This is a genomic window from Pseudomonadota bacterium, assembly GCA_022361155.1.
In the GTDB taxonomy this organism is placed as follows: Bacteria; Myxococcota_A; Polyangia; order Polyangiales; family JAKSBK01; genus JAKSBK01.
The window spans coordinates 71,573-96,710 of record JAKSBK010000210.1 but is presented as its reverse complement, the minus strand read 5'-3'; the positions used below and the strand labels follow the sequence as shown (position 1 = coordinate 96,710).

The 25,138-nt window shown below is 65.6% G+C and carries 21 protein-coding genes; 8 read left to right on the top strand and 13 right to left on the bottom strand.

All coding sequences use genetic code 11. From position 1 onward, the window contains the following. Window positions 1-179 precede the first annotated feature (179 nt). Entirely contained in the window at window positions 180-1,658 is a 1,479-nt protein-coding gene (locus tag MJD61_08110; protein MCG8555239.1) for a leucyl aminopeptidase, read from the bottom strand. Window positions 1,659-1,968: 310 nt separating this feature from the next. On the opposite strand from MJD61_08110, the gene MJD61_08105 reads away from it, so the two are divergent. Further along, the gene (locus MJD61_08105; protein ID MCG8555238.1) at window positions 1,969-2,523 is read left to right on the top strand and encodes a helix-hairpin-helix domain-containing protein; all 555 of its coding nucleotides are present in this window, start codon (window positions 1,969-1,971) and stop codon (window positions 2,521-2,523) included. A 19-nt stretch (window positions 2,524-2,542) separates the two neighbouring features. Here the strand turns inward: MJD61_08105 and murA are convergent, their stop codons facing one another. The 7 genes from murA to MJD61_08070 form a co-directional block, all read right to left on the bottom strand. Continuing rightward, a complete protein-coding gene (murA, locus tag MJD61_08100; GenBank protein MCG8555237.1) occupies window positions 2,543-3,808 on the bottom strand; it encodes a UDP-N-acetylglucosamine 1-carboxyvinyltransferase in 1,266 nt (421 codons plus the stop codon). A gap of 145 nt (window positions 3,809-3,953) precedes the next feature. Then, window positions 3,954-4,616 (bottom strand): hypothetical protein, encoded by a 663-nt coding sequence (locus MJD61_08095; GenBank protein MCG8555236.1) that lies wholly within the window; start codon window positions 4,614-4,616, stop codon window positions 3,954-3,956. After that, window positions 4,613-5,542 carry an ABC transporter permease subunit gene (locus tag MJD61_08090; GenBank protein ID MCG8555235.1) on the bottom strand — a complete coding sequence of 310 codons (930 nt, stop codon included), beginning with the start codon at window positions 5,540-5,542 and terminating at the stop codon, window positions 4,613-4,615. Before MJD61_08090 ends, MJD61_08095 begins: the two co-directional genes overlap by 4 nt. A gap of 228 nt (window positions 5,543-5,770) precedes the next feature. After that, on the bottom strand, window positions 5,771-6,883 hold the full coding sequence (locus tag MJD61_08085; protein ID MCG8555234.1) for an NAD(+)/NADH kinase: 1,113 nt from the start codon (window positions 6,881-6,883) through the stop codon (window positions 5,771-5,773). Beyond that, window positions 6,858-7,505 (bottom strand): fructose-6-phosphate aldolase, encoded by a 648-nt coding sequence (fsa, locus tag MJD61_08080; GenBank protein MCG8555233.1) that lies wholly within the window; start codon window positions 7,503-7,505, stop codon window positions 6,858-6,860. The genes MJD61_08085 and fsa overlap by 26 nt, the downstream gene beginning before the upstream one ends. A gap of 640 nt (window positions 7,506-8,145) precedes the next feature. After that, window positions 8,146-8,595 carry a hypothetical protein gene (locus MJD61_08075; protein ID MCG8555232.1) on the bottom strand — a complete coding sequence of 150 codons (450 nt, stop codon included), beginning with the start codon at window positions 8,593-8,595 and terminating at the stop codon, window positions 8,146-8,148. A 345-nt stretch (window positions 8,596-8,940) separates the two neighbouring features. Beyond that, window positions 8,941-9,396, bottom strand: a complete 456-nt coding sequence (locus MJD61_08070; protein ID MCG8555231.1) for a helix-turn-helix transcriptional regulator — start codon at window positions 9,394-9,396, stop codon at window positions 8,941-8,943. Between the two features lie 415 nt (window positions 9,397-9,811). Here MJD61_08070 and MJD61_08065 point away from each other — a divergent pair, with 415 nt between their 5' ends. Continuing rightward, entirely contained in the window at window positions 9,812-11,098 is a 1,287-nt protein-coding gene (locus MJD61_08065) for an SRPBCC family protein (GenBank protein ID MCG8555230.1), read from the top strand. Between the two features lie 38 nt (window positions 11,099-11,136). On the opposite strand, the gene MJD61_08060 is transcribed toward MJD61_08065, so the two are convergent. The 3 genes from MJD61_08060 to MJD61_08050 form a co-directional block, all read right to left on the bottom strand. Beyond that, a complete protein-coding gene (locus MJD61_08060; protein ID MCG8555229.1) occupies window positions 11,137-12,183 on the bottom strand; it encodes a PEGA domain-containing protein in 1,047 nt (348 codons plus the stop codon). 104 nt (window positions 12,184-12,287) lie between these two features. Beyond that, window positions 12,288-13,940: an SUMF1/EgtB/PvdO family nonheme iron enzyme gene (locus MJD61_08055; protein ID MCG8555228.1), complete on the bottom strand. Its 1,653-nt coding sequence runs from the start codon at window positions 13,938-13,940 to the stop codon at window positions 12,288-12,290. A gap of 15 nt (window positions 13,941-13,955) precedes the next feature. Beyond that, window positions 13,956-14,450, bottom strand: a complete 495-nt coding sequence (locus MJD61_08050) for a hypothetical protein (GenBank protein MCG8555227.1) — start codon at window positions 14,448-14,450, stop codon at window positions 13,956-13,958. 102 nt (window positions 14,451-14,552) lie between these two features. On the opposite strand from MJD61_08050, the gene era reads away from it, so the two are divergent. Genes era through MJD61_08035 form a run of 3 tightly spaced genes read left to right on the top strand, consistent with a single transcriptional unit; the run spans window position 14,553 to window position 17,659 of the window. Continuing rightward, window positions 14,553-15,467, top strand: a complete 915-nt coding sequence (gene era, locus MJD61_08045) for a GTPase Era (protein MCG8555226.1) — start codon at window positions 14,553-14,555, stop codon at window positions 15,465-15,467. After that, on the top strand, window positions 15,464-16,834 hold the full coding sequence (gene der, locus MJD61_08040) for a ribosome biogenesis GTPase Der (GenBank protein ID MCG8555225.1): 1,371 nt from the start codon (window positions 15,464-15,466) through the stop codon (window positions 16,832-16,834). The genes era and der overlap by 4 nt, the downstream gene beginning before the upstream one ends. A 60-nt stretch (window positions 16,835-16,894) precedes the next feature. Next, window positions 16,895-17,659, top strand: a complete 765-nt coding sequence (locus MJD61_08035) for a hypothetical protein (protein ID MCG8555224.1) — start codon at window positions 16,895-16,897, stop codon at window positions 17,657-17,659. Between the two features lie 159 nt (window positions 17,660-17,818). On the opposite strand, the gene MJD61_08030 is transcribed toward MJD61_08035, so the two are convergent. After that, window positions 17,819-18,196 carry a hypothetical protein gene (locus tag MJD61_08030; protein ID MCG8555223.1) on the bottom strand — a complete coding sequence of 126 codons (378 nt, stop codon included), beginning with the start codon at window positions 18,194-18,196 and terminating at the stop codon, window positions 17,819-17,821. A 474-nt stretch (window positions 18,197-18,670) separates the two neighbouring features. Here MJD61_08030 and MJD61_08025 point away from each other — a divergent pair, with 474 nt between their 5' ends. Further along, window positions 18,671-19,789 carry an ATP-binding protein gene (locus MJD61_08025; GenBank protein ID MCG8555222.1) on the top strand — a complete coding sequence of 373 codons (1,119 nt, stop codon included), beginning with the start codon at window positions 18,671-18,673 and terminating at the stop codon, window positions 19,787-19,789. A 126-nt stretch (window positions 19,790-19,915) separates the two neighbouring features. Here the strand turns inward: MJD61_08025 and MJD61_08020 are convergent, their stop codons facing one another. Continuing rightward, the gene (locus MJD61_08020) at window positions 19,916-20,698 is read right to left on the bottom strand and encodes a CBS domain-containing protein (protein ID MCG8555221.1); all 783 of its coding nucleotides are present in this window, start codon (window positions 20,696-20,698) and stop codon (window positions 19,916-19,918) included. A 220-nt stretch (window positions 20,699-20,918) separates the two neighbouring features. Here MJD61_08020 and MJD61_08015 point away from each other — a divergent pair, with 220 nt between their 5' ends. Both MJD61_08015 and MJD61_08010 read left to right on the top strand, forming a co-directional pair. Beyond that, window positions 20,919-23,258 carry a Na-K-Cl cotransporter gene (locus MJD61_08015; GenBank protein ID MCG8555220.1) on the top strand — a complete coding sequence of 780 codons (2,340 nt, stop codon included), beginning with the start codon at window positions 20,919-20,921 and terminating at the stop codon, window positions 23,256-23,258. Between the two features lie 353 nt (window positions 23,259-23,611). After that, a complete protein-coding gene (locus MJD61_08010; GenBank protein ID MCG8555219.1) occupies window positions 23,612-25,108 on the top strand; it encodes a L,D-transpeptidase in 1,497 nt (498 codons plus the stop codon). The last annotated feature ends 30 nt before the right edge of the window (window positions 25,109-25,138 follow it).

Sequence of the window (25,138 nt, the reverse complement as noted above, 5' to 3'; positions counted from 1 at the left end):
GCATGAACTGGTGTCCTGGGCTCAGGGCCCGCGGAAGAACCACTCATCCATTTCGCCGGTTCTGACCACCGCTGGCTATGTTGCTCCTCCTCGAAGTATCCCCAATACTCCTCGTCGTCGCGCCTCGCCAGCGGCGCCCAGTCCTCACCGAAACACCCGAGTTATTCTTCCGCGGGCCCTTAGGGCGGGTCGACGGCTATGTCCTTCAAAAACTGCAAGGCCGTGAGTACGCCGAAGCCCGTGCCTCCCTTCGGCTGAATGCCCTGGGTTCCGCTCAGGAACGCCGGACCGGCGATGTCGACGTGCAACCAACGGCTGTTGCCCGCGAACTCCTGTAGAAAGAGCGCCGCCGTGATAGCGCCCCCGTAGCGCGAGCCCGTGTGCTTCAAATCGGCGACGTGGCTTCGCAGCGAGTCCTTTAGCTCGGCGCTCAGCGGCAGGCGCCACATGGATTCGCCAACCTGCTGCGCCGCTCGCAGGTAGCTGCTCGCCAACGCATCGTCGGGACCGAATACGCCCGCGGTCTGGTTGCCGAGCGCCACCATGCAGGCTCCCGTCAGCGTCGCGTGATCGACCAGGTAGTCAGGGACCAGCTTGCGCGCGTAGGTCAAGACGTCGGCCAAGACGAGGCGGCCTTCTGCGTCGGTATTGATCACCTCCACCGTCTTGCCCTCCATGGACTTCAGCACGTCGCCAGGCCGGTAGGCATCCGCACCGTTCATGTTCTCGACGGCGCCTATGATGCCATGCACTTCGACCGGCAAACGCAGGCGCGCAGCCGCAACAACCGTTGCCAGCGTGACGGCGCCGCCGCTCATGTCGCATTTCATGTCGACCATGGCGTCCGCCGGCTTGAGACACAAACCACCCGAGTCGAAGGTCAATCCCTTTCCGACCAACGCTACTTTGGCTGCGCCCCGGCGGCGCGGATTGTACGAGAGGTGAATCAAACGCGGCTGCTTGCTGCTGCCCTGACTCACGGCGAGCATTAGCCGCGCCCCAAGCTGCGCCAGCTGCTTGCGGTCGAGGATCCTGCACCGCACCCCAGCCGCGTCCGCTGCCTTGCGGGCGGCGGCTGCGAACGAGGCCGGATACAAGTCGTTCGGTGGCGTATTGACCAGGTCGCGCACCAGGTTCACCGCCTCGCCGACGGCAACTCCGTGCTGCACCGAGCGCCGCATCGCCGCCGTCGCCTTTTGCACCAAAATGCACGCTTTGGCGAGCCGCTGTTTGGGCAGCCGTTCCCCGGTCAGGTAGCGCGTGAAGCGATAGGAGCCCGTCAAGATGCCATCCACCAAGGCGCCGATGTGCGAATCCTCGCTGTCGGGCGCCACGACGTGCAGGCTGCCGAGCGAGCGTGCCGCCAGGCCAGCCCGTGCACCCAGCTGGCGCGCGCCGCTCTGGGAGCCCGCCTCCTCGCCAAGGCCCACCAACAGAATCCGTCTCGCAGGTACAACCCCGCACGTGGAGCAAAGGAGCGTCTGGCCTCTCTTCGCGGAAAAATCGTCGTCCGCAATCTGTCGCGTCAATGCGCCTCCAAGAAGCCGATCGAGCTTTGTGACGGCCGGATCCTTGCCGGGCTTGCCGCCGGGCACGCCCAGCGCGAGTAGATCGGTCGCGATCGCCAAGGGCGCCGCGCTGGAGAGCAAGATCTTCATGATCCTCCTTTATGCCTGTGCCGAGCACGGCGACCCGGGAGTCGACCCGCTGCTCACGCGGTTTCGTACACCGTCCGGCGAGACACGAGCAAGTTGAATCTCGACCCACCTTACGTTTGGAATGGATGCAAGAGCGTTCGGATCGCGCTCGCTACGGCTCGCGGGCAACCAAACCCGCGGCGAACGCCGCCGCAGTCCGCCGCGCCCGCCACCCGAGCCCACGCAAGTGACCGAAACAACAAGCCTGTTACTCCGGCATGGACTGAGCTCGATGCTGCGGCCGTAACCGCACTCAACAGGAGGACGATTCATGTTAACCAAGTACTTCACAGCGCTCCGGAGCCGGACGCCCAGCTCGGGCAGGGCCGCAACACGCCAGGCGACGGGCGCGCGGCGCAGATGCAGACCGGCGCTGCTCGGCCTTGTGGCCGCAGCCGCGCTGTTCTCGCTCACCGATTCCGCGGTCAGAGCCCAGGCGAAGCGAAAGGGGCCCGGCGCTCCGGCCGTGGCCAACCGGAACACCGCTTCACAAAAGGGTTCCGCGGTCAGAGCCCAGGCGAAGCGAAAGGGCCCCGGCGCTCCGGCCGTGGTCAACCTGAACACCGCTTCACAGAAGGAGCTGGAGCAACTGCCCGGCATCGGTCCAGCAAAGGCACGCGCCATACTGGAGCTGCGGCGGCGTTTGGGTCACTTCGAACGCCCGGAGCAGATCCTGAAGGTGCGCGGCATTGGGCGAAAGACGTTCAGGCGACTGAGGAAGTCGCTAACGGTGCGAAACCAGAGCTCGCAGCATATCAGACCTTCAAGAGGCGCTGCAAGACGCGCCCCCCTCACGCGAGCTCACCGCAAGTCCCTGCAGCCCTAGTGTCCTGCATCCCTGGTTCCTAAGGGCGCCCGCGCGTGCGGGCGATCGTGGCTCCGAGCGCCGCGAGCTTGGCCTCGATGCGCTCGTACCCGCGATCGATGTGGTACACGCGCCGCACCTCTGTGGTGCCCCTTGCTACCAGGCCCGCGATGACCAACGAAGCGCTGGCCCTGAGATCGGTCGCCATGACCGAAGCCCCCTGCAGCCGGGGCACACCATCGATCGTGGCCGAGCGCCCGTGGATCTCGATGCGAGCGTGCATGCGCCTGAGCTCGCTGACGTGCATGAAGCGATTCTCGAAGATCGTCTCGCTGACCATGCTGCGGCCGTCCGCAAGGCACATGAGCACCATGAACTGCGCCTGCATGTCCGTCGGAAAGCCTGGGTAAGGCGCGGTGGTCACGTCCGTTGACCGGAAGGGGGGTCCGCCGCTTACCCGAACTCCACTGCCCTCGGGTTGGACGCTCACGCCTGCCTGCCTGAGCTTCGCTGCGACGGCCTCCATATGCTCCAGCGTGATCCCGTCCACCAGAACGTCACCGCCGGTGAGCGCGGCAGCCACCATCAAGGTGCCGGCTTCGATCCGGTCGGCGCAAATCGTGTGCTCCAGCGGATGCAGACCTTCCCTGCCGTCGATCACGATCGTGTCGGTACCGGCACCTTGAACGCAGGCCCCCATCTTGTTGAGAACCTTGGCGAGCTCCTCGACCTCGGGCTCACGGGCTGCATTGATCAGCGTCGTTCGTCCGCGCGCCAGCACCGCAGCCGACATGAGGTTTTCGGTACCCGTTACGGTAGGGATGTCGAGGTAGATCTCGCTTCCCCTAAGCCGTCCCCGCGGCACCCGAACGTCGACATAGCCATGGTCGAGCGTTACCGATGCTCCCATTGCCTCGAGGCCCTTTAGGTGTTGATCGATTGGCCTTGCCCCGATCGCACAACCACCAGGGAGTGAGACCCTGGCCTGGCCATACCTTGCAACCAGCGGTCCGAGCACCAGCACCGACGCGCGCATCTTTTTTACCAGGTCGTACGGTGCTTGCGTGACCGACAGGGGCCTTCCGTGTACGCGCACGCAGGGCGAGTCAACCTCGACACTGAGGCCGAGATGCTCGAGAAGGCTGGCGAGCGTGTCGATGTCTTTGAGGGCCGGAACGTTCCAGAAGACGCTCTGACCATCGGCGAGAAGCGAAGCACAAAGCAACGGTAGCGCCGCGTTCTTGGCCCCGCTAACGCGCACCGTGCCACGCAGCGGCCGGCCTCCCTCGACCTCAATGCTATCCACGTGCCCGTGTTAACCCAGGCCCAGCCGGCCAGCAACCAAGCAACTCCGCAAAAGCCCCGTTCCTGCTCGGAATGTTCGAGGAGGTACAACACCGCAGCGGCCGTCAGAGCCGGCGGGAATCCATCCTAATCCCTGGCAAGCGGTACTAGGCGAACGCCATGCCCAGCACAAACAGTGCAAAGCTCACCACGATGACCGCTCCCCAGCGACGGGCCTGAGCTGCTATCAGCCGGTCGTCATCGTCCATCGCTCGCTCGACGAAGACAAACGCTCCACCGATCCAGCCCACGAAACCCGCCAACAGTACGAAGGTCCACAAGAGCCTGGGGCCCGGCTTCTCGGTCAGCAGCTTCAGGTGCTCGTCATAGAGTTGGGTCTCGGTCTTTCCCGCGTCGATTGGTGGAGCAGGCATGGCAGCCATCAGCGCCGCAATACGCCGATTGGCTTCCGAGAGCCGATGAGGCTCCGGCGTGTAGAAGCTGCGGGTAGACATGATCGCGCCCCTGACGGCGCGATAGGCGCTGAGCGCCAGCTCGGAATCTCCAGCCGCCTCGGCCGCCGACCCCAGCTCGGAGAGCCTTGCGAGGGCTGCGACATGAAGTGGACTGAACGGTACGTACCACCTGGCCGCACGGCGATAGTGCACCACAGCCTCTTCGAGCTGCTTGCGCTGCACGGCCGCATGCCCCTGAGCGAGCTCGCTGCGGGCCGACAGCAGTGCGCGTGCGACAAAAACGGCGAGCAACATGCCAACAACAGCGCCCACCCGCAGCCAGGTACGCAGACGTCCGACGGCTCGATTCGTCAAAGCAAATCTCGCCGTGCGAAGATCGCGGTTGCCAGCAGCAGCACGATCGCCGCGTAGAGCAGCGCGTAGCCCAGCGAGGTCGCCACGTAGACGGCTGGGCCAGCGCCAGACTCCCAATGGCTCTCGAGCGTGTGGCGTCCCGGCACGAACAGGCTGAAGTTGGGGACGACCTCCGCCAGCCACCGCAACGCGAGTTTGATCTGGGCCGGCAGCACATCCGACTTGATCGACACCATGCGATCCGCCGATCGCCCCACCAGCCAGACCCCAAATGTAAGGAGCGCCGTGAGGAAGGGCGTGGAAAACGCCGAAAAGAGCAGCGCAACGGCGGTCAGCACGGACACCTCTGCGAGGTTCAGGCACAGCGCGGCCGCGATCGGCCCGAGCCCTACCCCTGCTCCGGCAGCGGTCCAGGCGCAGGCGGCAAAGGCGATGGCACACCAGGGAATAAGGACCAAGCTGCGATCGTGCGCCCGCCACATCCAGGCAGCAAGCAACCCTGGCAAGGCGACCGCAACCACAACGACAGGCCCCGCCGAAGCCTGCGCCTGGATCGCGGTGACCCAGAGTTGAACGGCTCCCATGATGAGCACGAACACCCCCGCGGTCAGCACGATCCCCAGGTACTTGCCGAGCAGGAATTCGTGGCGCTCGATGGGTTTGGGCAAGATCACGTAGAGCGTCTTGCGCTCGATCTCCTTGTACAGCAGGGATGAACCCAGAAAGACGGCAATCAGAACCGAGAACAAGGAGATCGAAGCCAGCCCGACGTCAAGCACCACGCGACGCTGCTGGTTCAGAGACACCTCCGCCAGCGCTAGTGAAAAGAGCAAGAGCGCCAAGGCCACACCCAGCACCCCGTGCAGCACCCGGTCTCGAACGGCCTCGCGGAATGTGTTGATCGCTACCGCAACGATCCTGGCCATGGTCAGGCGATGCTAGCACGATCCTCGACGTGAATCCGACCCGACATCCGAGACCCGCCGCGGGCTACGGACGCGCTCGAGCCCCTGCATTTCGAAGCATTCAAACGGGTGGGACCGGCACGGGCGAACCGGGTGCCACGACAAGCCGGCTGCCCTCAGTTTGCAGCGCCTCCTCATTCGTGACCGTTCAGGCCCCAGGAAACGAAAGACCCCCGCGAACGGCTACCCTCATTCGGGCTCGGGGGTCGCGAGCTCCTCGGTCGCAAGCTCCTGGGGCGCTCGAGGCTTCGCGTGGGCTCTTGAACGAGAGGCCCCGGCACGGTTCTGGTAACCCAAGAGAATCAACGGCTCGGTGGAACGCTTCACGCTGATCTCGGATCCAAGCTGAATAGCGTGCACGCGCCGGGGACCATCGAGATACAGGCGCCCCGCGCGCACCTTGCTGCAGATGCGCAGCTCCTCCGAAGGCGCGACCAGCCCCTTTGTCAACCTGTACCCCTCCCCGTCGTTGTCGTAGGGTTCGCGCACTACGAACTGCAAGCGCTTCGAGCTCAAGGGCAATACGCGACCCCCGGCGGCACGCAGGGCTGCAGTAGAACCCGCCGCAGGTCCGACCCAGATGCCGCTCGACCAGTGCTCTTCCTCGATCTCGCGCAGCCGGAGCAAGTAGCGCGTGGTCGCGGCTGGGCATTCGTGGCTGAAGAGTGCATCGTTGAGCACCCGCCTGCAAACGGTGCGCCCGTCGATATCGACCTGCATGCGCGTCAGCCGCGTCTGCTCGAGACTGCCGGTCAGCGCACCCGAGAGCAGCTCGTGCAGGTGCTCCCGCGTCCCAGCACAAAGAAAACCGACGCTGTGTCCAGGCGCGGTGTTGATGGCTAGGATGGGACAGGAGGGACCCACGAAATGCGAGGCCCACAACAGGGTGCCATCGCCACCCAGGGTTGCCACCAAGTCGAACGAGTCCGCGGTCTGGGCGTCGCTGCGATAACGAAAGACGGCCTTTGCACCGAAGCCGCTCAGCAGCGCCTTGGCTTCCGCCATGGTGCGCACGTGGTGTTCATGCGCGGAACGAAGACGACTCACGGCCGGGTGACCGGCTTCCAGCAGCGCCAGCATGCGCGCATCCTTGCGCTCGCAGGCATACACCTGATAGGCGGACTTCTTGTAGATGACGAGCACTCGCGGGGCGCTTCGCGGCCGTCGGCCACCGTTGCCGCCGCCCGTGCGTCTGCCCGAACCCTTCGCGGAGCTTGCTCTGCTCGACTTCGCGTCGTCGCGCCCCGCGCCGGCCGCCGTCTCGAACCGGCCGGCTTCAGCCTGCGGGCGTTTTCGAGGCATCCGCCAGAAACCTCTCGAGCCCGATGTCCGTCAGGGGATGTGCCAGCAACTGCCGAATCACCTTGTGTGGAATCGTGGCGACGTGAGCTCCCAACTGCAGGGCTCGAACAAGATGCAGGGGGTGACGCACACTGGCGACCAGCACCTGGGTCTCGAGGTCGTAGTTGCGGTAGACGCTCACCAGCTGTTCTACGAGCTGGATTCCATCACCGCCGATGTCGTCTATTCGACCTACAAAGGGGCTGATATAGGTTGCCCCCGCTTTGGCGGCGAGCAGCCCCTGCGACAGGCTGAAGCACAGCGTCACGTTGGTGCGGATACCTTCTGCGGCCAGCGTGCGCACCGCCTTCAGGCCCTCGGCGATCAGGGGTACCTTGACCACCACGTTGGGGTGGATCGCCGCCAATGTTCGTGCTTCGTCTACGATTTGCCCGGCCTGGACGGACAACACCTCGGCGCTGATGGGACCATCCACCACCTCGCAGATGCCTCGGATCACTTCTTTGAGCGGCCGGCCGGTCTTGGCCACGAGGGACGGGTTGGTCGTGACCCCGTCGACAAGCCCCATGGCTGCCGCATCGCGAATTTCGCCCAGGTCCGCCGTGTCGATAAATATCTTCATCGCTCTTCTCACGGAACGAGCAGCGCCCTCTCACAGCGCCAATACGACTCGCTATTGCGTGATTTAGGACTACAGAGCCAGCGCGGTCAAGCCGCGCGCAGCCCTGCGGGTGACCGACGGGGGCTAGCTCGGCTCCCGCAAGCTCGCGGTTGCTCCCGTCGGCCCCATGGACCTCGAGTCAGGCAGGCATGGGCGGCCCGCTCAGCCCGATGTGCGACGATTCCCGGCCAAGGTACGCCGCCGCCACGTCCCCATCCCAGCCCAGAACGGATTTTTCCTTTCTCACCGTAGCGCATCAACGCGCTCGCAGACTCAGGTACGAAATCGAGAACGCAGGACACCAGGGCCGGAAAGACAAATGGGGGCGTGGCCGTGCGACCACGCCCCCGTCTCCGTCAAGGGGCGGCGCCCTGTCAAGGGGGAAACCCGTCAGGGCAGGTGGCTGCCTGGTCGGGTTGGGGAGCCAGCGCCAGGCAGCTTCCTTGTGTAGTCGGAGTTGCACGCCGTTTTTTGATAGCGAATTGCCCCACCTCGCCCTTTTTCTTGCCGGTCCCCCGACCACCGGGCCGACCCGGCAGCAGTACACTCCGCTCTTCGCCGTTCACTCCAAAAACACCTACAAAAAGAGCTGAACTCGAGACTAGCGAAGGGCCACGAACCTCGCTTCCCTGTCGCCTGGCTCGAGCAGCGCCTGCACCTGCTCCGCGCGCTCTCGCACTTTGCGGATCGTCTCGAGCGTGCTCGACACGGCCACGGACAGGGCAATCCGCTGGTCCTGCATCTCCCAGCGGGGGTCGAGGCTCAGCCGCTCCAACGCGCGCTGGTGCAGCGCCTCGCTTCGTTTGGCATCCGCCAGCACCGCCTCGTAGTAGCTGCGCTGCTGCTTGGGCGCCATGGCTGCGCTCCTGTCGACGCGCGCTGCGAGATCGCTGGCCTGCGGGGATGGTTCGGCCTCCGGATACACGTTCGTTGTGCACGCGCCCAGTGCGCTCGCCAGCCCCAGACCGAGCCCCATCCATGCCGCAGGGGTACGCTTGCCGCGCGCTGCCCGTGCTGTCTCGTTGGAAAAACCACCTCGTATTGTCGACACGTTTGACATTCTACTTTCTCCTCTTGGTGCTCGTATTCTTGTTTGTCCTTTGATTCTAGGTTGGGACCCCTTTCGAGTTCGGGTTAGGTCAGCTGAAGTATGACTACGCGCCAGTGAATTGTTGCCGATGTGATTACGGAACACTTACCTGCAAACGTCGTGTCCATATGCATGAACCTATGCCCGTCGTCCAACGAGCGCCATCGACCTCCCGGGTTGATTTCGCGTCGACCTCCCGGGTTGATTTTTCGTTGCTCACATTGGGAACCAAGGTGAGACAAACCGGTCGAGGTCGGAGTAGCGCGATACGCGCGCTAGACGTGTACTCGGATCTGTTTCACACGCCTATGCGGTCTGCTCGTCGTCGTCAGGCGGCTCCGAAGACGCAGCGGAGCGCGCGGCTTTGTGCGATAGGCGGACATGACTATCGCGTGGCCGGCCATCACCCGCGTCGGAGCGCCACGCCACGACCATGTTTCCGGGGATCTTGCGGTAGACTCGATTCAGGTGTGTCTTCAAGGTGGCTTTGCTGATGCAAAGCGTTCGGGCTATCTCGCTGTTGGTCTTTCCTTTGATGACCAAATCCACGACTTCAAGCTCCCTCTTGGTCAAGCCAAAGGTGGCGAAATAGTCGAGCTGGCTTGTGTGACGCGTCTGCAACGGTACCAACACCGAAACCAAACAATCACCGTTGTTAATGAACACAATATCAAACAGTTCTCCGCCTATTTCCTGGCTCCGGAAGTACTGAGCTCCTGTTTCGCCGCCGGCTACGTTGGGATCACGCAGATACAGGCGCATGCAGCCATCGCTGCATTCAATGCCGGAACGGTCTCCACACAACTGGTGGCACGCGGCGTTCTGGTACCGGACCCTGTAAGACCGGTCCTTGACGCAGACAAGGATGTCCTCAGCCCCAACGAACGCACGAATCCATGCGTCATGGTTCCCCGGCACGTATAGAGTATAGATCGGATCGCATCGGTTTCGCCTCGTCGGAGGCCACAAGAGTGACGATTCCACCAGGCGGTTAGACAGCTGCAGGGTTATCATCCGTTGTAAGCAGAAATTGCTCCTGATCCTTCGTGCGGTGGATGCCGTCGCAGCGTCACGAGCTGGCACGCTCGGACGGGCGGGCATGCCGGGACGAGCGGCGCCTGCATGCGTTCGTGAAGGTTTGCCCGATCGACACGTCCAAGTCTCGGTGCTGCTTCGTATGCGATGTCTGTTGATCCTCACCGGGTTGCTCGTGCTGGCCCCGGCGGCCGGGGCTTCCCCTCCCGTGGATCCCGCCAAGCAGCGGCTGCCGGGGTTCTCCAGGGCGGACCTGACGCTGCTTGCGCCGCTGCTTGCGGACGGGCCCGTGGGCCTGGTCGAATTCGCCGACAACGCCCTCGGCGAGCTACCGGCGGTCAACATGGCGGTCAACATCGACGCGCCAGCGGACACGGTCGTAAGGCTCATCTCCGAGCCCCAGCGCTACCCCGACTACCTCAAGACCGTGGGAGCTGTCTCGATCGCTGGACGCCACGGCAGCAGCACCGTGTACGACTGGGCCTTTCGTGTGGCCATCTTCAGGCTGACGGGGCGCAACGTCATGCATGTATACGCTCCCCGAAAAGCAGCCGACGGAACAAGCTACCGGACGACTGTGCGCAGCATGGGCGGCGACATGGGAACCGGGCGTTCCCTGTTTCGGGTCTGGTCTCGACCCAGCGGCGATTCGCTGCTGGCCATCTCCATGCGCCAGGATCTCAGGGAGGCCAACTACCTCACGCGCAAGCTCATGGCGGCATCGAGCAGCATCAACCGGTCTGCCAACGTCTCGTTATGCATGTCGTTGCTGCTGGGCTTCAAGCGGGAAGCCGAACGTTTGGGTGGACGGGCAGACCCTGGTGGTGCTGCCACGGGCCAGGGACAGCACCTTCACAAACCCAGCGTGCAGACTGCCACGCTGCTGCCTTTGCTCTTTCGCGGCGACTTGGTGTGGCTCGCGCCCGGCGGCGAGGCGCGACCGCAGCTCGCGGTGCTGGGACTCTTGGCGCATTCGATTGCACAGATTCGAGGAACGCTGCTCGACGCGAACTCCTTCGGCGCCGCGCTGATGCCAGGCAGCTACGCGAAAGTGTCCAAGCGACAGGACAACTACACGTTCTTCGACTGGGGAGTACGGCTGCCCCTGATCGGCGTATCGGGCAGCATGCGCCTGCACGACGAGGGCGACGTGGTGGCCGCGGACGCCATGGCCGGCGCCTTCCGCGGGGGCCGCTGGCGTTTCTCCGCAACGCCTCTGAGCCCCAACCTTAGCGCGGTGCTGAGCTGGGCGCGCTTCGACCTCAGGCACGCAAGCTGGTTGATCGACCGCCTCGTCAATGTGGATCCCTATTTGGAGCAAGGGCTGGCAGCCGCCAGCCAGGTGATGCTCGTACGTGCTTTGCGCAGCAGGATGCGCAAGCAAGCGCAGGCGACTGCAGCCGCAGCACAGCGTCCTGCGTCCCGGTGACCGACACGGACGTCGGGTCGGGACCCGAATCCTTAGGGCTAGAACCTGAGGCGGGCGGACAATCCAGCCGACCCCGGTCCGGGACCCAGCCCGAGCGAGAGGCCTCGTTCGCTTTCGCTCTCCTCGCCCTGGGAGTCGGTCGCGTAAAGCACCACCGCCGTGATCAGCGACATGGCGCCCACTCCGAAGGCCACGTCAGCGAACAGTGCAAGCCGCTCGCCTCGATCGGCCGTAGCGTCGGTTGGGATATCCTCGAAATCGTTGCTGGCATCGAGTGCCAACAGGCCGAGCACGCTGCCTGTGACGAGCGCCGCCGCTCCCACACCGCTCGCTATCCATACCCCGGTGCAGCAACTCGACGCTGCGCCGGCCTGTGCCTCCGCGCCAAGATCGCTCTCGACGACGCCCGCGGGTTCGAGTGGGGGCGGGGCCTGCCCGCCAAAAACGTCGTCGGGGCTAGGCGGTGGCGCCTCGCTCTGAAGCTGCAATGATATATCCTGGCCGTCCCCAGGAGCCAGGCTCACCGTGGCGTGCCCTTGGTGGTAGCCAGGCAGATTGAACAGCAGCTGGTGCTCGCCGGCCAACAGCTCGATGGCTGCCGGAGTGCGCATGTTGGTGTCGGAACCGTCGACAATCACGGTTGCCCCGCTCGGCTCGGTCGCCACACGGACCGTGGCGGGCTTCAGCTTGAGCATGCGGATGCGCTCGTCGACCGTCTGACTGTCGGGCGCGTCGGGTCGAAGCCTGAGATAGCGCTCCAGGGTCGCCAGCGCGTCCGCATACTGCTCCATCCGTTCCTGGGTTTCGGCAATGCTGAGCAGGACCACGGGATTGGGAATCGCCGTAAAGGCCGCTTCGAAGGCCGTCTTGGCCTCCACGTAGCGACCGGCCTCGAACTCCTGCTGTCCACGGGAGTAGGCCGCCCGCGCTTGATCCCGGAGCGACGTGGTCTGCGCCGCGCCTGACGGCGCCTGGGCCGTTGCGGCTGGAGTCGCGGTGAGAGCAGCGGCGAACACCAGCGCCGCCACTGCGCGCGCGCGAAGGCGCGTATGAAGAAGCCTCGAAGCCAACAGATTTGCAAACACGCTCCCTCCGATCCGATGCCTTAAGTTGCGTCCAAAGGATAACCGGTCGACCCTTGCCATGATCGGCCGCCAAGGTACGGCGCTTTGGCGCCTTGCGCAACGTCCTAGCCTGACCCTGCGTGGCGCGACCGCGAGCGCGCAACGTCGTAGGCGCACCGAAACCCCAAATCCGGCCACGCCGCGTGTTGCTTGACACCCCGGCGATGGGTGGTGCGAAGCTCGACGGGCTGGCTCAGCCAAGAGCCTCCCCGAACCACGCGCGTGCTACCGTGAGGCGCTCCAGCCGGATCGATACGCCGCGCCGACGCGTACGCGGTGGCGGAATACCGGTCCTGGGTCCATTCCAGGGCGTTGCCAGCCAGATTGAGGACGCCGAAGGGGCTGGCGGCCGCCGGATAGGCTTGCACCGGAGCTCCGTACAGATGCCCATCGCTCGGGTCGGCTCGCCGGCGGCCGTCCGGCCAAGGACCGCGACCGTGGTTGCACAGCGCACTCTGGTAGCGGCTGCCCCATGGAAAACGGCGCCCATCGTCGCCCCGCGCCGCCCGCTCCCATTCCGCCTCGGTCGGCAGCCGCCCGCCAACGAAGGCGCAGTAGCGCGCGGCCTGGGGCCAGGTAACACCCGTCACCGGACGCTCGGGCAGGTAGTAGCGACTACCGGCAAGCGCCAGCTGTGCTGGCGGACAGGCATTGGCCGCGACGCAGCGTTGATAGGCCTCGTTGGAGACTTCGGTCCGGTCCAGGGCGAAGCGGCTCACGAAGACGCGGCGCTGCGGTTGCTCGCGCGCGAGCACTCCCGGACGACAGGCCGCCCCTGCTGCGCCGCTGGAGCGGCACAGTTCGAGCGCATACGTCAGGTCCTCGGGGCTGCTGCCCTGGCTGAGCCAGCCGGCCTCGATGGCCACCACGGCGTGCGGTGAAACCGAAAGCCGAGCGTAGCCCTGGCCAAGGCCGGATAGTGCAAGCAGGCCCACGAGCAGCGAGCCGAGACGCTGCGGCCGCCGCGATCGCAGCAGCCACAAGCCCCCGAGTGCCAGCGGCAGCGCGATGAGCTGCGAGGTGGAAACGAAACCGCCAAGCACGTGACCTCGTACGACGTCGCCGCGAAACACCTCGAGCCCGACGCGCGCGAGAGCATAGCACGTTAGATAGCGAAGCATGCGGTCGCCGTCGCGCCCCGGTCGCAGCGCGCTCCAGCGCACCGCGAACAGGCCCAGCACAAGAGCCACGGCAGCCTCGTACAGGGGCGCGGGATGGCGCGGCACGGGGGGATGGGCGCCCGGCGCGAGCGCATCCGTGTATACGATCGACCAGGGACCGTCCCACGAGCTCCCGTAGCAACAGCCGCCCACAAAGCAGCCAAGTCTGCCCACTGCCACGCATGCAGCGAGCGCCGGCACGGCCGTGTCGGCCACGCGCCCGAACGGAAGACCAAGCCAACGACAAGCCAGCACGAGCACCAACGCCCCGCCGAACAGCCCGCCAAACAGGACGCGACCGCCGAGCGAAAGGGCCTGAAGCAGCTCGGCGCCGCGCAGCCACTCGACGAGCCCAAAGAGCAACCAGCCACCCACGACCGCGCCGGCCGCGGTGAGCGCGGTGGCCGCCAGCGTCGCGCCCAGATCGAGGCCGCGCCGCGCTGCCGCCCTCGCCATCATCACCAGGGCAAGGACGAAGGCGAGGGTCAAGCACAGACCGTAGCTCCCGATCGTGCGCTCGACGCCCGCGACTTGAAGAGTGGCTACAACGGGATACATGCGCTCGGGCGACGGTTACAGCGGAGCCCTGTGATCGCGGTCCGGGTCTTGTGGAGGCGGCTCGGTAGGCCCCGGGGCCAGCGGAGGCGGCGGCAGCGCCGGGTTGGAGGCGTCGACACCCTCGGAAGGTGCAAGCTCCGGGGCATCGTTCACGGTTGTGCTGCCCGGACCGGGGACCCGATCGAAACGCAGGTGCGTCCCGTGGGGTGTATGAACGGCCCCCGTGGAAACGCACACGTTGCAGACACCGCATGTCAACGCCACGAGCGACGCGGGCACGAACGCCACTACACTCAGGACAAGCCCGGCGAGTCCTGCGTTGGAGCTCATGCCTTGGGCGGCGGCACGAGACATGGCCACGCCCCCTAGCACGATACCGGCGAGGGCGAGCGCGGGCGAGCCGAACGCGAACAACGAGCCCACCACGGGCACCACCGTGGTCAGCAGGCCCGCAACCATGAAGCCGGCCGACGCGAAGGCCAGCAGCAACGAGGCTACACCGTGGGACATGGATGGGGGGCAGCGTCCACTCGCCGCGCCGTCGGGTCAAGTCCGCAAGGAGTCGAGCAAGGCGCTCGACGCGTGCAGGATGGGGGGTAGACTGGGATTCTGATGCAACTCGAAAACGCGCGCGCCGGCCGCTGCGCGATCATGGGCAGACCGAACGTGGGCAAGTCGACGCTGCTCAACGCCGTGCTCGGCCAAAAACTGGTTATCGCCACGCCCAAGGCCCAAACCACGCGCACCTCGGTCCTCGGTGTCTACGTGCGCGAGGAGCCGCCGACCCAGATCGCGTTCGTCGACACCCCTGGATTGCATCGACCCAAGGACGCGCTCGACCGGGTGCTCGCGCAGCAAGCAAAGTCCGCGTTGACCGATGCCGATGCGGTGCTGTGGCTAAGCGAGGTGAACCGCAATCCAGACCCCGGGCGGATCGCTTCGGATCTCGAGCAGGTGCCAGCGCTCGTTGTTCGGCGCCCGGTCGTACTGGCGATCAACAAAGTCGACCGGGTTCGCGACAAGCGCAAGCTGCTGCCGGTGATCGATGCCTGCCGCCGGCGCCACCGTTTTGCTGCGATCGTGCCGGTCTCGGCTCGGTCAGGAGACAACCTCGATGTGCTGGTCTCGGAGCTGCGGGCACTGCTGCCGCAGGGGTTGCTGTACCCGCAGGATGTACTGACCGACAAGCCGCAACGCTTCTTCGTGGCCGAGCTCGTTCGTGAAGCGGTCTTGAACAGCACCCGCCACGAGGTGCCGCATTCGGTGGCCGTGGTGATCGACAAATACCTCGAGCGAGGCAACCTCGTGCGCATAAGCGCCACGCTGTATGTGGAGCGTGCCTCGCACAAGGCGATCGTGATCGGCGTTCGGGGACAGCAGCTCAAACGCATCGGGATCGCCGCCCGCAAGGAGATCGAAGCGCTCCTCGAACGGCGGGCGTTTGTGCGATTGTGGGTCAAGGTTGCGCGACACTGGCGGCGCGATCCCGCGAGCGTCCGTCGATTGGCGGGGGAGCCGGCAGCATGAAGCAAGCGGCCGGGGAGGCATTCAAGCACGACCCCGCCTCGACCCACGGACGCCCTCTGGTGGCGATCGTGGGCCGGCCCAACGTGGGCAAGAGCTCCTTGTTCAACCGGCTCGCTGCAACCCGCAATGCGATCGTCGAGGACACGCCCGGCGTGACGCGGGACCGGCTCTACGCACCCGCCGAGGCGCTCGGTCACGGCTACCTCCTGGTCGATACGGGAGGGTTCGACCCTGGAGCCGGCGATCCGCTGTTCGAGAGCATCGCCGAGCAGGTCGAGCTGGCGGTGTCCGAGGCCTCGCTGGTGATCTGCGTCCTCGACTCGAGGACGGGAGCAACCGCTGCCGACAGGGAGGCGATCGCTCTGTTGCGACGCAGTACGCGACCGGTGATCTACGCCGCAAACAAGGTCGACACGCCTGCGCAAAGCGGCGCCGCGTTGGACCTGTACCGCTTCGGCATGCCCGAAGTGGTTGCCGTGTCCGCTTTGCACGGACACGGGCTGGGTGAGATCGAAGAAGCCATCGCACGCGCCTTGCCCGAACGGGCGCCGGCCCCGAGCGAGCAGGCGGTGCCAGGCCCCGCCGTCGCCGTGGTCGGCCGGCCCAACGCGGGTAAATCTTCGCTGGTCAACCGGCTGCTCGGCCAGCCGCGTCAGATCGTCGACGCTCGGCCGGGTACCACCGTGGACAGCGTCGACACGCCGCTCGTTTGGGGAGACCGGCGTTACCTGCTGACCGACACCGCGGGCATGCGTCGCCGGCGCGCAGTCAAAGAGCCCGTGGAAGCCATCAGCATCCTGCACGCGCTGCGGGCGATCGAACGCAGCCACGCCGTCGTGCTGGTCGTGGACGCCGAACGTGGCGCGGCGGAACAGGACGCCAAGATCGCCGGTTTCGCGCTCGAGCGAGGACGCGCCATCGTTATCGCGCTGAACAAGATCGATGCCGTCGAGCGAGCAGCCGGCAAGCAGCTCGAGCAACGCACCCGAGAGGTACTCGGCTTCATGAGCTTCGCACCGCTTCAACGCATCAGCGCCCTCGAAGGAAGCGGCGTAGGTGGGCTGATGAACCTCGTGGCTGCTGTCGTCCAAAACCACCAAAAGCGCGTCGCCACGGCCGAGCTCAATCGCTTCTTTGAACAGGTGCTCCAAAAGCACCCCCCACCTACCCGGCGCGGCCGGCCGGTGCGCATCTATTACGTCAGCCAGGTGCGCACCCGTCCCCCCACCTTCGTTGCCAGCACCAACCGCCCCGACCTCGTTCACTTCAGCTACCGCCGTTACGTGGTCAATCAACTGCGCGCGCGTTTCGGTTTTGAAGGCACCCCGATCCGGGTCCTGTACCGCAAGCGCGGCCGGCGGAAGTAGCCGCCGTGCTTGGCGCTGCTATCCTGCCCTGGCCCCCCGCTGGCCGACACGAGTCATTCCATGCTGAACAAGGCGCTCGCCATGCGGAACGTCGATGGTCGCTTCGTTGGCTGGCCAGGGACCTGCTTCACCCTGGTCGCGCCGCTTCCGATCCTGCTCGGGTTGGCGCAAACGGCCTGTGACTCGAAACAGGGTCGAGCCAACGGGCAGACTTTGGGCGACCGAGCAGCAAGCGAGCTTCCGGTACGCGTGGAGCCACCTTTTAGGGTGAGCGACGACAGCGCGGCCTTGCTGTTCACCTGGTTCGACGAGCGAGGTGTGCATGTGGCCTCCAAGCGCTCCGAGATCCCCGAACCGCGCCGGCAACGCGTGCGTGTGACCTCGTTGGGGATCGAGCCGGATAGGCGGCTCGATCCCGATCAGGTGTATGTCGCTGATCTTCGCGAGACCGACAGCAGCGGCACCTACCCCGTGTACCTTGCTGCACGCGAGCAGTTCGAGCGCTGGGTTGCGCAAAGCACAGGGGAGCGCAGCGCTGCGGCCAAGGCGGACAAGCAACCTGTCGCGGGATCCGGAGGCAACGTCGTACTGTACATGGCCTCCTGGTGCGGGGTCTGCAGATCAGCAGCGGCCTACTTTCGCCAGCGTGAAGTGGCGTTCGTGGAGAAGGACATCGAGAAGGACCCATCCGCCCGGGGCGAGATGCAGCGCAAGGCAGCCGCCGCGGGCGTGACTCCGCGCGGGGTTCCGGTGATCGATTTCCGGGGCACCCTCTTGCTCGGTTTCGATCGCAGCGCGCTCGAGCGGCTGATCGCTGGCCCCTAGTACAACGGCCGGGGAATTCGATCCGAGTTCCCGGGCCGTTGTGCCCGAATCGACAAAGCAGTCCACGGATAGCCTGGTGGCCGTTTCGGGTTTCGGAGCCGGCCCTCGCCAGCCCAGGGGTCGGCTCCGGAACCCGGAATGAACTTATGATCCGTGGCACTAGCCGCCCGACCTGTCGTGATCGTAGTGCAGCGCCAAGCGTCGGGCGCGATCCCGGCACTGCCGAAAAAGCGCTCGAGCCCGGCTCAAGGATCGATCGGAGTGGCGGATGTCTGCCTCGACCGCGCTTATCCTTGCCGGCCGCAGGCGCGGGCCGGCGGCGAGCTCGCGCCGAGCCCTGGCCTGATGTGCTTCCGCGCTCAGCAGAGCCCGATGTGCATCCAGGCACGAATCCCGTGCCTTGCGTTGGGACTCGCTCGCTGTCTTGAATCGTGCCAGCTCCGCGAGCCGCCGCTCGCGCTCCCTCTCCGGGGCGTTGATGTCGATGGATTCGATGTAGGAGAGCAGCGCCCTTGCACGCTCACGCTCCGAACTCATGCAGCTGCTGCAAGCGGCCAGGGCCGCGACTGCGAGGATGAAGCAGCGCGAGGCGGGCGATCCAACCCGCCTCTGCTCGGCTTGCCCACCGGGCCTGGCCGGGCTCGTACAGACGCGTCGACCCACGCTGGTGCGCTTCGCCACCGAGTACATCCTTCGGTGCTCCAGTGTATTGCAGCTACCCGAGTCGCGCAGGTCCCAGGTTTTGGACACGCCGGGATTTACTAAGATCGCGGGATTTACTACGATTCTGGTGTGGCGCACAGTCTGAGGGCCCGAGACGGCCGGAGGGGCGTCTTGCCGCCGCCAACGGATCGCGCCTGCCCAGCCCATATGCATCGAAATCGGCTTGCAGCCCTGGGGGGTACCCGACGGCAGCGTGTCCTGGCTCGGGGGGACCAGGCTCCTGCGCGAGCCACGGGACCGGTGCATACGCTCGCGGTCCTCGAGCGCTGACTTCCACGAGACAGGTTGATGAACACCGAAGCGTACGCCGTGCTTTTCGTGGACTCCGACTCGGAGCGTTTGGCCACTTTCCGCTATGCCATGGGAGCGCAGTTCAGGGTGCTGACGGCACAGAGCGCCCAGGAAGCCTTGCGTTACCTGCAGGGCGAACGGGTAGCGGCCATGGTGGCGGCACTCGAGTGTCTGGAGATCTCGCAGCGAGCGCGCCATGTCGGCTCGCAGGCCGTGCGCGTCATGCTGGCAAGCGCATCGCAGGCACCTCAAGCGCAGCGGGCGGTCGATGAGGGCCACGCCGAGCTGTGGCTGTTGGAGCCCTGGAGCTGCGAGCAGATGGCAGCCCAGCTGCGTGTTGCCGTGGAGTGTGTGCACCTCGAAGGGGACGCGCGTCAGGCCGCACTGAAGCTGCTGCAAGCCAACTCGCCAGCAGCCGCCTGGCACGGGCAGGAGGAGCTCGCGCACGAGCTGGCGAATCCACTTGGCGCCCTAGCGGTCAATGTCCAGTTCGTTTACGATCACCTGCGCGAGGCGATGGGTCGCATCGACGATCCCAAGGGCGTGGGACCGCTGCTGCAGCAGGCGCTGGAGGCCCAAGGGGATGCCCTGGAGGGCGTTCAGCAGCTGCGGGGCCTGGTCGAGAGGCTGCGCCGCGGCGTGGGGCCGAGCACTCCACCGCCCGACGGCTACTGCGACGTGCACCGGGTCGTCTCCTCGACCCTGCGTCTGGTCCGCAGCAACCTTGGGCCGAACGTACAAGCCCAGGTGATAGAGCATGGCAGACCCGTGGTAGCCATGGACGTCTCGGCGTTCGGCCAGGTGGTGTTGAACCTGCTGATCAATGCGTCGCGGGCGGTCCAAAAGACCCCCGCCTCACGCCACTTCATTACGGTCCGCGTCGACGATCACGAAAGCAGCGCGATCGTACGCGTCTCCGACACGGGTCCGGGCATCGACGATTCCGTTCGGGCCCGCATGTTCGAGCGTCACGTGGGTACCCAGGACGAGGGGCGGGGGCTCGGCCTCACGATCGCACGCGAGCTTGTCACACAGGCAGGAGGGCGCATCTCGCTCGAGAGCAAAGCGGGACGCGGCGCTACCTTCGTGGTGGAGTTGCCCAAATACCAGCGTTAGGACCTGTTCAGCGTGGATGCCAGAGCCAGCGCGCCCGGAGTACGGGACTGGAGGAATAGCAGCGCTGTTCTGTAGGGCCGGGACGAGGACGAAAGCGGCTCTGGCGCCATGCTGGACAGGAACGACCTATTGGGAGCCAAGACGGCGCACTATGTCCAGGTACGACGCCATCCCCACGAACGAGCCCCTGGCATCGACCACCGGCACGACCCAAAGCCCGTGGCCAAGCAGCAGATCCACGACCTGTTCGACGGGTTCGTCGACCCGGACGGTCTGGGGCGACGGGGTCATCACCTCCGCGACGGTGATGGTCCGAAGCTGGGCCGGCACCTCCTGACGCCGTTCGGCCAGGGGACTGCCGATGGCACGCCGGACGTCGCCTTCCGAAATGATCCCGAGCACGTGCATTTTCGAGCCGATCACAGCAACGTGTCGGGCACCGTTCTGGAACATGACGGTGATGGCCTCGTGCAGCGAAGCGTCCGGGCCCACCGCGCCCGGACGCGGGAACATAACCGAACCCACATCGGACGGCGGCCCCCGGCGAGGGTCCATGCGGCAGTGGGTGGCTGCCGTCAGCATGTCGCTGGTTGTGACGATGCCAACCAACCGGTCGTCCTCCACGACCGGCAGGCAGCCTACCCGCTGCACAGCCATGAGGGCGGCCGCCTCGGAAATGTCCGCGTCCGGATGAATCGTCTCGGTGGGCGTGCTCATGACCTCACCGACTTGGTCGTCGTAGGGCGTCTCTCCATCCGGGCCTTGCAAGATGATGTCCGACTGGCTGACCACGCCCACGAGACTGCCTTCGCTCAACACGGGCAGGTGACGGAAACCCCGCGTCGTCATCACCCGCAGAGCCGAAGCGAGATCGTCGCGCTCCTCGGCGGTCACGACGCTCCGTTGCATGACTTCGCGCACCCTCATACGGGTGAGGTCTAGCGCGAAATGCTCGCCGCGCACAGCCGCGGGGCGCACAACCAGCCGATCGGCGCTTGCGGCCGGGGCAGGATCGGGCCTCTTCGCGGCAATCGAAGAGCCAACCACCTGGAATCACGACGTAACTTGCTTCGAGCAGCTCCTTAATCCGTTGCTCTCCACGGCCGGTCGTGCGATCGTCCTATGCTGCGTGGCCAAGCAACCGTCTAAGAAGACGAACACACGGAAGGCGGACAAGAAAGGCTTTGGCACCTTCGGAGGGGTGTTCACGCCGAGCCTGCTGACCATCCTCGGCGTGGTCATGTACCTGCGTTTCGGTTGGGTCGTGGGAGCGGCCGGGCTGGGCGGCGCCCTGCTGATCGTCGGGGTCTCCCACGTGATTTCCTTCGCGACAGGGCTTTCGGTCGCCAGTATCGCGACCAACCGCACGGTAGGTGCGGGCGGTGCCTACTTCATGATCAGCCGCTCGCTGGGTGCGCCGGTGGGTGCCTCCATCGGCATACCCTTGTTCCTGGGTCAGGCCCTGGGCACAGCATTTTACATCATCGGCTTCACAGAGTCCCTTGCCACCCTGGTCCCGGGCATCCCCCAGCGTATCGTCTCGAGTGGGGTGTGTGTGCTGTTGACCGTGCTCTCGCTCAAGAGCGCCGCGGCCGTAATCAAGGCCCAGTACTTCGTCATGGTCCTCATCGTAGCCTCCCTGGTGTCCTTCTTTGCCGGATCCGGTGCAGAGCCGCCGGCGAGCCTCGAGTGGACCAATCCGAACGGCGAGTCCTTTACCAAGGTGTTTGGGGTCTTTTTTCCGGCGGTGACCGGAATCATGGCCGGGGTCAGCATGTCGGGGGACCTGGCCGATCCTCGCCGTTCCATACCCCGTGGAACGCTGTTCGCGGTTGCGGCCGGTCTCGTGGTCTACCTGGTCTTTCCGTTCTGGCTCGCGCTCAATGCAAGCAATCAAGCCTTGTACGAGCAGCTCGACATCGTGTGGAAAATCGCGCGCTTCCCCTTGCTCATCTACGTCGGGGTTTGGGCCGCCACGATATCGAGCGCACTGGGCAGCGTCTTGACTGCGCCGCGCACGCTTCAGGCGCTGGCCAAGGATGGTCTCGCGCCGAGCATTTTTGGGCGGGGCTACGGCAAGAGCAACGAGCCGGCGGCCGGAATCGTCCTCACCTTCGCGCTCGCCATGGCGGCGATCTGGCTGGGCGACCTCGATGTGGTGGCGCCGATTCTGACGATGTTCTTCCTGGTAACCTACGGAATGACCAATCTGGTGTGCGGCCTGGAACGCTGGGCCGCGAGCCCGAGCTTCCGCCCGGAATTCAAGGTCCCAGCATGGGTCAGCTTGGGCGGTGCGCTCGCGTGCTTTTACGTGATGAGCATTCTCGACATGGCAGCCATGGTCGCTTCGCTCACCATTTGCGCGTTGATCTACGCCTATGCCCAGCGCAAAGCCTTTGGCACCACGTACGGCGACGCTCGGCACGGTCTGTGGTCGGCTCTGGTACGTGCAGCGCTCCTGAGAATGCGCGAGGTCAAGTACCACGCGGAAAACTGGCGTCCCAATGTCCTGATACTCGGCGGTGACCCCAACAAGCGTTCGCACTTGCTGCGCCTCGGCGGCGCCATCGTACAGGAACGCGGCATCGTGACCTACGCCCAGTTGCTGACAGGCACCGTTTACGATCAGGCCGAGACCCGAGAACGCCTCGGCGAGGCAGTGGGCAAGGACATCTCGGAGAATTTCCCCACGGTGTTCTACCGCGCCGACATTGTCGACGACGTATACCGCGGCGCCGTAACGGTGGCGCAAGCCTATGGGCTCGGCAGCTTCACCACCAACACCGTCATGTTGGGTTGGACCGGCAAGCCGGAACGCCGCACGGCGTATGTCGACATGCTGCGCGATCTGGTCTGGCTCGATCGGTCGCTGGTGCTGGTGCGACACAGCGAGCGTTTCAAAAAGAGCAGGCAGCCGCGTATGGACATCTGGTGGGGTGGTTTTCAGGGCAACGGTGGCTTCATGCTCCTGCTTGCCTACCTGCTCAGCGCGGACGAACAGTGGCGAGGGGCGAAAATCCGGGTGCTGACCGCGGTCGACACCGCCCAAGACAAGAAAGAGGCGGAAAAGGCCATTCGACGCGTGCTCGCCTCTTCGCGCCTCGAGGCGGAGCCACTCGTGTTTTTTCGAGAGGATCGGCCGATGCCCGACATCATGCGGGAGCACAGCCAGGATGCGGATCTCGTGATCCTCGGCTTCCGCATCCCCGAGCCCGGGGAAGACGTCGATCCGTTCTTCACCCGGATGGAGGCGATGCTACAGCATCTGCCAACCACCTTGCTGGTGCACCGAGCGCGGACCTTCGAGGGCGAGCCCGTGCTGTTCGATCCTCAGCGCCGCTCGCTGCCGCCAAGTCTGGCGCCGAGCCTTGCGCCGCCCAGCACGCACCCCCCTGCCACCAGCATTCCTCCGGACCCCGCGCTGCCGTCGATCGGGAGTGGCAATACGGGAGGTGACGGTGCCACCTAGGACCCGCCACACAACAACCTGTGCAGATCGCAGAGGACCGGGCGTCGCTGGCAAGGCGCGACGACGGGGAATACTGCGGGTATTTCGAGGAGGAGCAACACAGCCAGCGGCGTTTGGGGCCTGCGAGGTGGGCCAATAACTCGATCGGCTGCAGCCGCGCAGGGCGGCGCGCTCGCGGCTTTCGTCCTCGCGACAAACCCTCGCACTGGCGCTGCTGTTGCTGCGGACTCTGTCGATTCCAACCGCATGCTCCGGGCGCGCCGGCGATCGCATCCCCCCTGCGCGGCCGGCCTCGACCAGTTATTCTGGGACGGACCCTTATCGCGCAGGACCACGTGCTCGAGAGCCCACGGATGTATCAGGTACCGGCCGGTGCGCTGGGTCTGTTGACCTTGATCGCGATTTCGTCCGGGTGCGATGGCGACAGCGGCGAGCCCCGGAGCACGACCGTCCTACCGGGCGCCCGGAACAAGACCTCTTCCGCCGCGTCGCCCGGAAGTGAGACCCCTGGGGCGACACCGGCTCGCCCGGTTCCGCAGCCGGCTCACCGCGACTTTCCGCTGTCGGGGCTCGTGACGGGGACTCGCCTCAGGGTGCGTGCGCTGCCCAGGCCCGAAGCACCGGTATGGGGCTGGCTGCGCCGCGGCGCAGCGGTGCGTCTGAAACCCGATCGGCGCCGCTCCGCAACCTGCAGCTCGGGCTGGCACGAGCTCGATCCGCGCGGCTGGGTGTGCCTGGGCGAGGGCATCGCCTTGCGGTCCGAATCCGAGCCGCAGCTCGAATCCGAACCGCAGCTCGAATCTGGACTGCGATCCCCTATCGAGCCAGCGTACGACTATTACTTCGTGAAGGAGCAAGCTGTGCCGGAATACCACCGCCTTCCCTCCAGAAGCGAGCAGCGGGCCGCGCTTCGTTTCTCGGACCGCTACCTGCAGCTGCAGCGGGACGACACCCACGCGGCCGCGCGCCTGCTGGCCGGTGAGCTCGAGCAGGAGCCGGAGCGCCCTGCGGTCGTCCACGGGCTGCTTCAACGCGGTTTCTTCGTCGCGGCCGTCGGAGTCGAAGCGCGTGAGGCTCGGCACTTCGTACGCACGGTTCGCGGGCACTACGTCAAGAGGGCGAGCCTGCTGCCCAGGAAGGGGTCGACCTTCAAGGGCATGGTGCTCGACAAGGGCAATACCCTGCCCATCGCTTGGGCTGTGCGCGGAGCGCGCCCGCTCAGCCTTCGTGACTCGGACGCGGGTGCTCCTGAGCTCGTGACCGACCCGCAGGCACGACCCATCGCCCGACAGACGCGGGTCCCCTGGCTCGGGCGCCGCCGCATCGGAGGTCAGGTCTTTCACGAGCTCGAGGGAGGCCGTTACCTGCGGTTCTGGTTCGTCGCCGTCGCCGAAGAGGTAACGCCGCCCCGCGGTGTCGGCCCCGGCGAGCCCTGGCTTCACGTGGATCTCAGTCGGCAGACTCTGGTGTTGTACCAGGGAGCGGCCCCCGTCTTCGCAACCCTGATATCCAGCGGACTTGCCGGGCACGAGACACCACAGGGCCTATTCACGATACGCGCCAAGCACGTGACGGCAACGATGAGCGATCTCGGGCCCGATCTGGGCGACGATCGCTATCGGATCGAGGATGTGCCCTTCGCGCAGTACTTCCAGGGCTCCATCGCCGTTCACGGCGCCTTTTGGCACGGGGGATTCGGCCTGCCGCGCTCGCACGGATGCATCAACCTATCGCCCGCCGATGCCCGCTATGTGTTTGAACGCACGTGGCCGCAAGTGCCACGGGGTTGGCACGGGGTGGCCAGCGCGGGCGCTCCGTCGCGAGCCAGCAAGGTGTTGATCAGCCGCTAGCACCCCTTGCAAATACGTTCGATCCGGGTT

Excerpts from the sequence above, each read along its gene's own strand:
- MJD61_08105 (MCG8555238.1), top strand. The coding sequence starts at position 1,969 with ATGTTAACCAAGTACTTCACAGCGCTCCGGAGCCGGACGCCCAGCTCG.
- MJD61_08085 (MCG8555234.1), bottom strand. The coding sequence starts at position 6,883 with ATGCCTCGAAAACGCCCGCAGGCTGAAGCCGGCCGGTTCGAGACGGCG.
- MJD61_08070 (MCG8555231.1), bottom strand. The coding sequence starts at position 9,396 with ATGCGCCTGTATCTGCGTGATCCCAACGTAGCCGGCGGCGAAACAGGA.
- MJD61_08110 (MCG8555239.1), bottom strand. The coding sequence starts at position 1,658 with ATGAAGATCTTGCTCTCCAGCGCGGCGCCCTTGGCGATCGCGACCGAT.
- MJD61_08065 (MCG8555230.1), top strand. The coding sequence starts at position 9,812 with ATGCGATGTCTGTTGATCCTCACCGGGTTGCTCGTGCTGGCCCCGGCG.
- MJD61_08030 (MCG8555223.1), bottom strand. The coding sequence starts at position 18,196 with ATGAGTTCGGAGCGTGAGCGTGCAAGGGCGCTGCTCTCCTACATCGAA.
- era (MCG8555226.1), top strand. The coding sequence starts at position 14,553 with ATGCAACTCGAAAACGCGCGCGCCGGCCGCTGCGCGATCATGGGCAGA.
- fsa (MCG8555233.1), bottom strand. The coding sequence starts at position 7,505 with ATGAAGATATTTATCGACACGGCGGACCTGGGCGAAATTCGCGATGCG.
- MJD61_08020 (MCG8555221.1), bottom strand. The coding sequence starts at position 20,698 with ATGCAACGGAGCGTCGTGACCGCCGAGGAGCGCGACGATCTCGCTTCG.
- MJD61_08055 (MCG8555228.1), bottom strand. The coding sequence starts at position 13,940 with ATGTATCCCGTTGTAGCCACTCTTCAAGTCGCGGGCGTCGAGCGCACG.
- MJD61_08035 (MCG8555224.1), top strand. The coding sequence starts at position 16,895 with ATGCTGAACAAGGCGCTCGCCATGCGGAACGTCGATGGTCGCTTCGTT.
- MJD61_08025 (MCG8555222.1), top strand. The coding sequence starts at position 18,671 with ATGAACACCGAAGCGTACGCCGTGCTTTTCGTGGACTCCGACTCGGAG.
- der (MCG8555225.1), top strand. The coding sequence starts at position 15,464 with ATGAAGCAAGCGGCCGGGGAGGCATTCAAGCACGACCCCGCCTCGACC.
- MJD61_08090 (MCG8555235.1), bottom strand. The coding sequence starts at position 5,542 with ATGGCCAGGATCGTTGCGGTAGCGATCAACACATTCCGCGAGGCCGTT.
- MJD61_08050 (MCG8555227.1), bottom strand. The coding sequence starts at position 14,450 with ATGTCCCACGGTGTAGCCTCGTTGCTGCTGGCCTTCGCGTCGGCCGGC.
- MJD61_08010 (MCG8555219.1), top strand. The coding sequence starts at position 23,612 with ATGTATCAGGTACCGGCCGGTGCGCTGGGTCTGTTGACCTTGATCGCG.